General features: G+C 70.8%; 11 protein-coding genes and 1 pseudogene. 8 read left to right on the plus strand and 4 right to left on the minus strand.

Features of this window, described 5'->3' with window-relative positions:
* Window positions 1–20 precede the first annotated feature (20 nt).
* The 3 genes from IE239_RS36950 (at window position 21) to IE239_RS36960 (ending at window position 2,228) form a co-directional block, all read left to right on the plus strand.
* Window positions 21–1,166: a GAF domain-containing sensor histidine kinase gene (locus tag IE239_RS36950; RefSeq protein WP_190153835.1), complete on the plus strand. Its 1,146-nt coding sequence runs from the start codon at window positions 21–23 to the stop codon at window positions 1,164–1,166.
* Window positions 1,159–1,800, plus strand: coding sequence for a response regulator (locus tag IE239_RS36955; RefSeq protein WP_190153836.1), 642 nt, complete (start codon window positions 1,159–1,161; stop codon window positions 1,798–1,800). The genes IE239_RS36950 and IE239_RS36955 overlap by 8 nt, the downstream gene beginning before the upstream one ends.
* A 182-nt stretch (window positions 1,801–1,982) precedes the next feature.
* Window positions 1,983–2,228: a chaplin gene (locus tag IE239_RS36960; RefSeq protein ID WP_190153837.1), complete on the plus strand. Its 246-nt coding sequence runs from the start codon at window positions 1,983–1,985 to the stop codon at window positions 2,226–2,228.
* 222 nt (window positions 2,229–2,450) lie between these two features.
* On the opposite strand, the gene IE239_RS36965 is transcribed toward IE239_RS36960, so the two are convergent.
* Entirely contained in the window at window positions 2,451–3,239 is a 789-nt protein-coding gene (locus tag IE239_RS36965; protein WP_229878621.1) for an Rv1486c family protein, read from the minus strand.
* A 153-nt stretch (window positions 3,240–3,392) separates the two neighbouring features.
* On the opposite strand from IE239_RS36965, the gene IE239_RS36970 reads away from it, so the two are divergent.
* The 3 genes from IE239_RS36970 to IE239_RS36980 all read left to right on the plus strand — a co-directional run bounded on the left by IE239_RS36970 (window position 3,393) and on the right by IE239_RS36980 (window position 5,774).
* Window positions 3,393–4,190, plus strand: coding sequence for an ABC transporter ATP-binding protein (locus IE239_RS36970; RefSeq protein ID WP_190153839.1), 798 nt, complete (start codon window positions 3,393–3,395; stop codon window positions 4,188–4,190).
* Between the two features lie 59 nt (window positions 4,191–4,249).
* Window positions 4,250–4,681, plus strand: coding sequence for an NfeD family protein (locus tag IE239_RS36975; RefSeq protein WP_190153840.1), 432 nt, complete (start codon window positions 4,250–4,252; stop codon window positions 4,679–4,681).
* 142 nt (window positions 4,682–4,823) lie between these two features.
* On the plus strand, window positions 4,824–5,774 hold the full coding sequence (locus tag IE239_RS36980) for an SPFH domain-containing protein (protein WP_190153841.1): 951 nt from the start codon (window positions 4,824–4,826) through the stop codon (window positions 5,772–5,774).
* 78 nt (window positions 5,775–5,852) lie between these two features.
* Here the strand turns inward: IE239_RS36980 and IE239_RS36985 are convergent, their stop codons facing one another.
* The 3 genes from IE239_RS36985 to IE239_RS36995 all read right to left on the minus strand — a co-directional run bounded on the left by IE239_RS36985 (window position 5,853) and on the right by IE239_RS36995 (window position 8,048).
* Window positions 5,853–6,359, minus strand: coding sequence for an HNH endonuclease (locus tag IE239_RS36985; protein ID WP_190153842.1), 507 nt, complete (start codon window positions 6,357–6,359; stop codon window positions 5,853–5,855).
* Between the two features lie 199 nt (window positions 6,360–6,558).
* Window positions 6,559–7,098, minus strand: coding sequence for a YbhB/YbcL family Raf kinase inhibitor-like protein (locus IE239_RS36990; protein ID WP_190153843.1), 540 nt, complete (start codon window positions 7,096–7,098; stop codon window positions 6,559–6,561).
* Between the two features lie 167 nt (window positions 7,099–7,265).
* Window positions 7,266–8,048 carry a sporulation protein gene (locus tag IE239_RS36995; protein ID WP_190153844.1) on the minus strand — a complete coding sequence of 261 codons (783 nt, stop codon included), beginning with the start codon at window positions 8,046–8,048 and terminating at the stop codon, window positions 7,266–7,268.
* Window positions 8,049–8,199: 151 nt separating this feature from the next.
* Between IE239_RS36995 and IE239_RS37000 the strand changes: the two are divergent.
* Both IE239_RS37000 and IE239_RS37005 read left to right on the plus strand, forming a co-directional pair.
* Window positions 8,200–8,457: pseudogene (locus IE239_RS37000) on the plus strand (DNA-3-methyladenine glycosylase); the annotation flags it as partial.
* 14 nt (window positions 8,458–8,471) lie between these two features.
* On the plus strand, window positions 8,472–9,086 hold the full coding sequence (locus tag IE239_RS37005) for a DNA-3-methyladenine glycosylase (protein ID WP_190153846.1): 615 nt from the start codon (window positions 8,472–8,474) through the stop codon (window positions 9,084–9,086).
* The last annotated feature ends 628 nt before the right edge of the window (window positions 9,087–9,714 follow it).

The following is a 9,714-nucleotide window of genomic DNA, read 5'->3' on the forward strand; positions in this document are numbered from 1 at the left end:
CCCGCCGGTACCGTGAGGACATGAGTCAAGGCCCCCGGTCCGGCCTCGCCGCGGTGAGTTCCGCGCTGCTGGCCATGAGCAGGCACCTGGAGGTGCGCGACGTCCTCAAGACGATCGTCGCCTCCGCCCGTGAACTGCTGGACGCCCAGTACGCCGCCCTGGGCGTCCCCGACGACCACGGCGGCTTCGCCCAGTTCGTCGTGGACGGCGTCAGCGACGAGCAGTGGAAGGCCATCGGCCCCCTGCCCCGCCAGCACGGCATCCTGGCGGCGATGCTGCACGAGGCCAGGCCCGAGCGCCTCGCCGACGTCCGCAAGGACCCGCGCTTCGAGGGCTGGCCCTCGGCCCACCCCGAGATGTCCGACTTCCTGGGCTTCCCCGTCCGCGACGGGGACGAGACCATCGGCGCCCTGTTCCTCGCCAACAAGAACTGCGCCAAGCCCGAGGGCGGCTGCGGCTTCACCGAGGACGACGAGGAACTCCTCTCGATCCTCGCCCAGCACGCCGCGATAGCCCTCACCAACGCCCGCCTGTACGAGCGCAGCCGTGAACTGACGATCGCCGAGGAGCGCTCCCGGCTGGCCCACGAGCTGCACGACGCCGTGAGCCAGAAGCTGTTCTCCCTGCGCCTGACGGCCCAGGCCGCCGCGGCCCTCGTCGACCGCGACCCCGCGCGCGCGAAGGGCGAACTGCAGCAGGTCGCCGCCCTGGCAGCCGAGGCCGCCGACGAACTGCGTGCCGCCGTGGTCGAGTTGCGGCCGGCCGCACTCGACGAGGACGGCCTGGTCGCCACCCTGCGCACCCATGTCCAGGTCCTCGACCGCGCCCACACCGCCCGCGTGACGTTCACCGGCAACGGCGTGCGGGCCCTGCCCGCCGCCCAGGAGGAGGCCCTCCTGCGGGTCGCCCAGGAGGCCCTGCACAACGCGCTGCGCCACTCCGGCGCGGACCGGGTGGACGTCACCCTGTACAAGCGCGGCCAGGACACGGTCCTGCGCGTCACCGACGACGGCAGCGGCTTCGACCCGTCGGCGGTCCGCCGGGCCGGCCGTCATCTGGGCCTGGCGTCGATGCGGGACCGGGCGAACGGCGTCGGCGGCACGCTCACGGTGGAATCGGCGCCCGGCAAGGGCACCGCGATCGAGATGGAGGCTCCTGGTGGCTGACGCGATCAAGGTGCTGCTCGTCGACGACCACCAGGTCGTCCGCCGGGGGTTGCGCACCTTTCTGGAGGTGCAGGAGGACATCGAGGTCGTCGGCGAGGCCGCCGACGGGGCCGAAGGAGTCGCCCTGGCCGAGGAGTTGTGCCCCGACGTCGTCCTGATGGACGTCAAGATGCCCGGCGTGGACGGCGTCGAGGCCCTGCGCAGGCTCCGCGAACTGACCAACCCCGCGCGCGTGCTGATCGTCACGAGCTTCACCGAACAGCGCACGGTCGTCCCGGCCCTGCGCGCCGGAGCCGCCGGATACGTCTACAAGGACGTGGACCCCGACGCCCTGGCCGGCGCCATCCGTTCGGTCCACGCCGGCCACATCCTGCTCCAGCCGGAGGTCGCCGACGCGCTCCTGTCCCAGGACGAGGCCAACTCCGTCCAGGGACGCGGTGGTTCGCTCACCGAACGGGAGCGCGAGGTGCTCGGCCTGATCGCGGACGGCCGTTCCAACCGCGAGATCGCCCGCGCCCTGGTCCTCTCCGAGAAGACCGTCAAGACGCACGTCTCGAACATCCTGATGAAACTCGACCTCGCGGACCGCACCCAGGCCGCCCTGTGGGCCGTGCGCCACGGGGCGGCAGGCTGAGACGAGCCGACGGACGACGCCGGCGGGCCGGCGCGCACCGACCGGAAGGGAAGGGCCGACTTCCGGTCTGAGATTCATACCGTCGTGGGAATGTCCCCCGGACGGCGCATCCTCCGGCGGTCTCCGCCGTTCTCCCTGCGTGCCGCGGCGACTGCCGCGGCGATCGCGAGGAGGGCTCAGAAGTGAAGAACCTGAAGAAGGCAGCGGCCGTGACGATGGTGGCCGGCGGCCTGGTGGCCGCGGCCGCCGGTCTGGCCTCCGCCGCCGACGGCGCCTCCGCCCTCGGCGTGGCCAAGGGCTCGCCGGGCGTCGTCTCGGGCAACCTCGTCCAGGCCCCCGTCAGCGTCCCGGTCAACGTGGTCGGCAACAGCGTCGACGTGATCGGCCTGCTGAACCCGGCCTTCGGCAACACGGGCGTCAACGGCTGACCGCACGGCTGCGGCCACGCAGGGGCCCACGCGACGACGCGTGGGCCCCTGCGCCCTCCCTGCGCCCCCTGCGTGCTCCCCGCGCCCGACAGCGCCCCTCGACACGGGCCGGCGCCACCGGCAGGTCCGGCGGCCGGGGCCGAACCGCTCGGCCACGGAGGCGGTCCGGGGGAGCACCGCCCGAAGCGGCGCACACCGACTCGGGCGTCCCACCGCCCACGCTCACCGGACCCCGCGCTCCCGCTCCTCCACAACGGAGTTGTACGCGGCGACCAGCGCCCGCCGAGCCGTCCGCTCGACCGGCCGCAACGCCTCGGAGCGGTCCGCCATCTCCGCCGAACTGACCGCACCTCCGTGCCCGTTCTCCTGGGCGAGCGACACCAGCAGCCCCACCCGCTGCGCCAGCTCCAGCACCCGTACCGCCCGCGGCGGATACCCCGGCGCCAACACCTCCCGCCCCTGCTCCGACCGTGCCCGGTACGCGTCGATCGCCGCCTCCGCCACCGGCCCCGACCCGGCCACGTCCAGCCGCGACAGCACCGCCGTGGCGTCCCGCATCGCCTCCGCCAGCTCCCGCTCCGCCTCGCCCAGCGAGGGCACGTCCGCCGGCGGCGCCTCCCGCACCGGAAGGCAGCGCCACACCACCTCGACGTGCACGTCCCCGGCCGGCCCCGCCTCCGAGACCTCGGGCACCAGCCCGTGAGCGGCGCCGTGACAGACCACCGCCTCCTGCGCGTCCAGCGCCCGCGCGTTGAACTCCGGCGGTCCGCTCAGCCCCAGCGGATGGCCCGACACGGGCAGCGCGAGCCGCAGCCCGGTCACCCCGAGCGCCCGCAGCCGCCCCAGCGCGAGCGTGAGCCCGACGGGCGCGGACTCGCCCGGCAGCCCCTCCACCCGGTGGACGGCGTCCTCCCCGACGATGGCGAGCACAGCGTCGTCCGGCGAGACGAATCCGGCCAACAGGGCATTTCCCCAAGCGGCAAGGCGACCAGAGCGCGGTTCGGAAAGCATGCCCCCAGCCTAAGGACCGGACCGATGGAACGGGCCGCCGGGCCGGTGGCGTAGATTTTCCCGGAGGGGCCGCGCCCACCCACGCGCGGCGGTCCGAGCCACAGGCGCCCGCGACAACCGACCGGCCACACTGCAAGGGGAGACAACGCGCTCATGAGCGATGTTCTGGAGCTTCAGGACGTAACCGTGGTCCGTGAGGGCCGGGCTCTCGTGGACCAGGTCTCCTGGTCGGTCAAGGAGGGCGAGCGCTGGGTCATCCTCGGGCCGAACGGGGCCGGGAAGACGACCCTCCTGAACATCGCGTCCACCTACCTCTTCCCGAGCTCCGGCGACGTCTCCGTCCTCGGCGAACCCCTCGGCAAGCCCGGCACCGACGTCTTCGAGCTGCGCCCACGCGTGGGCATGGCCGGCATCGCCCTCGCCGACAAGCTCCCCAAGCGCCAGACCGTCCTGCAGACCGTGCTGACCGCCGCCTACGGCATGACGGCCGGCTGGCAGGAGGAGTACGAGGACGTCGACGAACAGCGCGCCCGCGCCTTCCTCGACCGCCTCGGCATGAGCGACTACCTCGACCGGAGGTTCGGCACCCTCTCCGAGGGCGAGCGCAAGCGGACCCTCATCGCCCGCGCCCTGATGACCGACCCCGAACTGCTGCTCCTCGACGAGCCGGCCGCCGGCCTCGACCTCGGCGGCCGCGAGGACCTCGTACGCCGTCTCGGCCGCCTCGCCCGCGACCCCGTCGCCCCCTCGATGATCATGGTCACGCACCACGTCGAGGAGATCGCGCCCGGCTTCACCCACGTCCTCATGATCCGCCAGGGCAAGGTGCTCGCCGCGGGCCCCGTCGAGCTCGAACTCACCTCCCGCAACCTCTCCCTCTGCTTCGGCCTCCCGCTCGTCGTGGAGCAGATCGGCGACCGCTGGACCGCCCGGGGTCTGCCCCTGTCCTGACCCCGTGCCCACCCCCTCGCGCCCTGTCCGTGACGGGACCCCGGCCCTACCATGAGCCTGTGAACGACATCGACGCATGGGTGTGGTGGCTGGTCGGTGCGGCAGCGCTCGGTATCCCGCTCGTGGTGACCGCGATGCCCGAGTTCGGCATGCTCGCGGTCGGCGCGGTGGCCGCGGCCGTCGCCGCGAGCCTCGGCCTGGGCGCCGTCGCCCAAGTGCTCGTCTTCATCGTCGTCTCGGTCGCGCTGATCGCTGTCGTCCGCCCCATCGCGAACCGGCACAGCAGGCAGCGACCCCGACTCGCGACCGGGGTCGAGGCGTTGAAGGGCAAGCAGGCCGTCGTGCTGGAGCGCGTCGACCGCTCGGGCGGGCGGATCAAGCTCGCCGGAGAGATCTGGTCCGCGCGCTCGCTCGACAGCGACCGCGCCTATGACGTGGGGCAGGAGGTCGACGTCGTGGACATCGAGGGAGCCACGGCGATCGTCATCTGATCTCGCACAACTCCCGCACCACGTAAGTCGACCGAACACCTCGCGGGCCGCACGACGGTCTGTCAGACTCGACCAGCAAGATCTTCAACAGACATACGATCTTCCGAAACGCTTAGGCGGAGAAGGGTACGGGGATCCGACGATGGAACCGGTCATCATCGTCCTGATCATTCTGGTGGTGTTGGTCTTCATCGCCCTGATCAAGACGATCCAAGTCATCCCGCAGGCCAGCGCCGCGATCGTGGAGCGCTTCGGCCGCTACACGCGCACGCTGAACGCCGGCCTCAACATCGTCGTCCCGTTCATCGACACCATCCGCAACCGCATCGACCTCCGCGAACAGGTCGTGCCGTTCCCGCCCCAGCCGGTGATCACCCAGGACAACCTGGTCGTCAACATCGACACGGTCATCTACTACCAGGTGACCGACGCCCGGGCAGCGACCTACGAAGTCGCCAGCTACATCCAGGCGATCGAGCAGCTCACCGTCACCACGCTCCGCAACATCATCGGCGGCATGGACCTGGAGCGGACGCTCACCTCCCGCGAGGAGATCAACGCGGCCCTGCGCGGCGTCCTCGACGAGGCCACCGGCAAGTGGGGCATCCGCGTCAACCGCGTCGAGCTCAAGGCGATCGAACCGCCCACCTCCATCCAGGACTCGATGGAGAAGCAGATGCGCGCCGACCGTGACAAGCGCGCCGCGATCCTCACCGCCGAAGGAACGCGCCAGGCCGCCATCCTCACCGCCGAGGGCGAGAAGCAGTCCCAGATCCTGCGCGCCGAGGGCGAGGCCAAGGCCGCGGCCCTGCGCGCCGAGGGCGAGGCCCAGGCCGTGCGCACGGTCTTCGAGGCCATCCACGCCGGCGACCCCGACCAGAAACTCCTGTCCTACCAGTACCTCCAGATGCTCCCGAAGATCGCCGAGGGCGACGCCAACAAGCTCTGGATCGTCCCCAGCGAGATCGGCGACGCCCTGAAGGGACTGTCCGGCGCCATGGGCAACTTCGGCCCGTTCGGCGGCAATTCGGGCGGCAACAACTCCGGCAACGGCGGCGGCAACGAGCGCCGCGAGAAGCCGTCCATAGACTGACCGCCGCGAGCCGACCGCGGACGCGACCGGGGCCCGCCTTCCGCGAGAAGGCGGGCCCCGGCCACGTACGGACACGGGCTACGCGGCGTCCAGCGTCAGCCACTCCGGCAGCGCGGCCAGGTCGTCCTGCCCCAGGGCCAGCAGCATCGCGTCCGCGGGCGTCGGCTCGAAGGGCCTCCGCAGCAACGGCATGTCCGCCTGCTCCGGAGTCCGGTCCGCCTTGCGGTGGTTGTCCTCCGCACACGAGGCGACGGTGTTCAGCCACGAGTCCTGACCACCCTGCGCCCGCGGCACCACGTGGTCCACGGTCGTCGCCCGACGACCGCAGTACGCGCACCGGTGACGGTCCCTGATCAGCACACCCCGCCTCGACCACGGAGCTTGTCTTCGGAACGGCACCCGTACGTACCTGCACAGCCTGATCACCCGGGGCGCGGGGATGTCGACCTCCGCTCCACGCATCCGCAGTTCGGGGTGGGCCTGCTCGACGACGGCCTTGTCCTGAAGCACCAGAACGACGGCTCGGTTCAACGTCACCGTCGACAGCGGCTCGAAGCTCGCGTTCAGTACCAGCGTGTCCCGCATACCAGCCCACCTCCTGTGTGCACCGGCCCACCCCCTGGCGGGCTGGGATCAACTCTGGCCGGGCACGCCGAGATGGACAACGCAATATCTGCTGCTCCACGGGGGGTGACCCCCGCGACCCCCGGCAACAAGAAAATGCCCGCCTCTGATCACTTCCAACACCAGAGGCGGGCAAACGTCGTCTGAACGATGAGCTGACTCATCCCTCCTTGGGATGTTCGTACTCACCGATCAACTGGGCGCGGCCGATCGCGTGGAAACGCAGGTTGAACCCGACCACGGCCGGCGAGGCGTCGGCGTCCGGACCGAGCTTCTCCTGATCCACCGCGTACACCGTGAACACGTACCGGTGCGGCCCGTCACCCGGCGGCGGCGCCGCCCCGCCGAAGTCCTTGCTGCCGTAGTCGTTGCGCGCGTGCACGGCGCCCTCCGGCAGCCCTTCGAACCGCCCGCCCCCCGCACCCGCGGGCAGCTCGGTCACCGAGGCCGGGATGTCGAACAGAACCCAGTGCCAGAACCCGCTGCCCGTCGGAGCGTCGGGGTCGTGACAGGTCACGGCGAAGCTCTTGGTCCCGGCCGGGAAGCCCTCCCACCGCAGCTGCGGCGAGGTGTTCCCCGCGGCCAGGACCTGGGCGTCCTTGAGTACCGCCCCTTCCTCCACGTCCTCGCTCGTGACCGTGAACGACGGCACCGGCGGATGGAAGTCGTGGGGCAGCGGCCGCCTCTTCAGCTCGGTCACCTCGACACCTCCTGATAGATCGGAAAGCACTCCCTCCGGAGCCTACGACCTCCCCGCCCCGCACGAGCCCGAGCACGGCGCGGAAGGCCTCCCGGACACGACAGCGTTCGCCGTACGGCACTCCGGGCCCTCCGCGCCGGCCCGCTCCGTGAACGGCCGGGGACCTTCTAGAACCAGTTGCGCCTGCTGCCGACCTCGGACAGCCACTGGTTGAGGTACGCCGGCCAGTCGGTGCCCTGGTAGTCGTTCAGACCCACCTGGAACGAGCGGAAGGTGTCACTGCCCTCGCTGAACAGACCGGGCTTCTTGTCCATCTCCAGTACGACGTCCATCGCGTGCTCGTCGGCCACGAAGCTCAGTTCGACCTGGTTCAGCCCCCGGTACTGCGACGGCGGGAAGAACTCGATCTCCTGGTAGAACGGCAGCTTCTGCCGCGTGCCCCGGATGTGCCCGCGCTCGAGGTCCGCGTTCTTGAAGCGGAAGCCGAGCTGGAGGAAGGCGTCCAGAACGGCCTTCTGCGCCGGCAGCGGGTGCACGTTGACCGCGTCCAGGTCACTGGAGTCCACGGCACGCGCGATCTCCAGCTCCGTGGTCACCCCGACGTTCATCCCGCGCAGGGCCTGTCCGTCGATCATCGTGACCGGCGTCTCCCACGGGATCTCCAGCCCGAACGGCACCGCGTGCACCGCACCCGCCTGCAGCTCGAAGGCGCCGCCGAGCCGCTGCTTCGTGAACTCGATGTCCTGCTTGTACTCCTGGTCGCCGCTCTCGACCTCGACCTTGGCCTGCAGCCCGACCGACAGCCCCTCGATCTGCTGGTTGACGGATCCGCCCTGGATCCGCACCTCGCCCTGGACGACACCGCCCGGAACGACGTTGACCTCGGTCAGCACCGTCTCGACCGACGCCCCGCCGGCCCCCAGACTCGCGAGCAGCTTCTTGAACGCCATGACTCTCCCTCTACGACCTTCTTGGACGGGATCCCTCGATCCCTACGAACGCGATCCCGACGTGGCCGGTTCCGCCGCCCCACACCCTGACAAGCCGAGCGCCCGCTGACCAGCCCGACGCACCCAGCCGTCTGCACTACGCTCGGAGGGCATGATCGCGACCATCGACCGTACGCCCCTGCCCAGGAGCGTCTTCCGTCGCCCTGTCCTGGAGGCGGCCCCGGATCTCCGGGGCGGTCCGCTCGTCCGCATGATCCCCGAGGGCCCGGTCGCCCTGCGGCTCACCGAGGCCGAGGCCCGCGACGCCGGGAACGACCCCGGCCCCCACGCCTGTCGCGATCGCGCGACCCGCAGCGGCGTGATGTCCGGTCCGCCCGGACAAGCGCACGTCCGCTTCATCCACGGCATGTCAAGGCGGTCAGCGTGAACGTCGATCTCCTCTCCCGTCCTGCTGAAGAGGTCGCCCCCGAGCTGCTCGGGAGCGTCCTCGCCTGCAAGAGCTCCAAGGGGACTGTGAGCATCGCCATCACGGAGACCGAGGCGTACTCCGGCACGGCCGACCCGGCCTCCCATGCCTACCGGGGCCGGACACCCCGTAACGCCGTCATGTTCGGACCCGCGGGACACCTGTACGTCTACCGGTCGCACGGCCTCCACTGGTGCGCCAACGTCGTCACCGGGACGGACGGCATCGCCTCGGCCGTCCTCGTCCGGGCAGGCAGGGTCATCGAGGGGGAGGACCTGGCACGCAGGCGACGAGGGGAGAAGGTCGAGAGTCCCCGCCTTGCGCGAGGCCCGGGAAACTTCTGCCAGGCACTCGGGATCACGGCGGAGCACAACGGCGCGGACCTCCTCCTGACAGGCGCCTCGGTGTCGTTGTCCGAGGGCGAGTCGGTACCTGCCGCGCTCATCCAGGCCGGTCCTCGGGTGGGAGTGAGCAAGGCCCACGACTGGCAGCACCGGTTCTACCTCGCCGGTGATCCGACGGTCTCGGCGTACCGGCTGAGCCCGCGAGCCAAACCGTCCGCCGGAGCCTGAGCCGCAGTGCGCCTTGCCGGAGAACCGGCCGAGGTTCCCGGCCCCCCAGGCCACCGCCCGGGCGTGGACCGAGCTCTCGACGGCACGTCGCCGGCGCCGCAGGCGACACCGCTCTCCGGCTCCGACGGGCACGGTCGCCCCTCCGAACAGGTACGCAACGGTCCGCGCATCGGAGTCCCGGGCGACACAGCCCTGCACTCCGGAGCTACCGGGTCGCCGACGACCCGACGGGGGCCCCTGGCGGGCCACGTCCCCGGGCCCCGCCGAAGTTGACTCGCTCATGGACGGGGCGTAACGTAGCCCGAGCCGCTTGAACCGGGTACGGCATTCGCCTGCAGCCGGAAGCGGCCACCCACTACCTACGACATCCCTCAGCGGGAATGAATTCGGCGTGCCTGCATGCCCGAATTCCACCGCACCGCAACTCGATTATGAGTTGCGCAGGGAATCGGCTAACGTAGTGAATGTCGAAAGGCCGACGGGCGAAAGCTCGAAAGCCAGGACAATCCCGCCGACAGGGAATCGGATCGAGAAAAAGATCTGATAGAGTCGGAAACGCAAGACAGCAAGACCGAAGGGAAGCGCCCGGAGGAAAGCCCGAGAGGTTCGGGTGAGTACAAAGGAAGCG

The organism is Streptomyces humidus (assembly GCF_014649655.1).
Taxonomy (GTDB): Bacteria; Actinomycetota; Actinomycetes; order Streptomycetales; family Streptomycetaceae; genus Streptomyces; species Streptomyces humidus.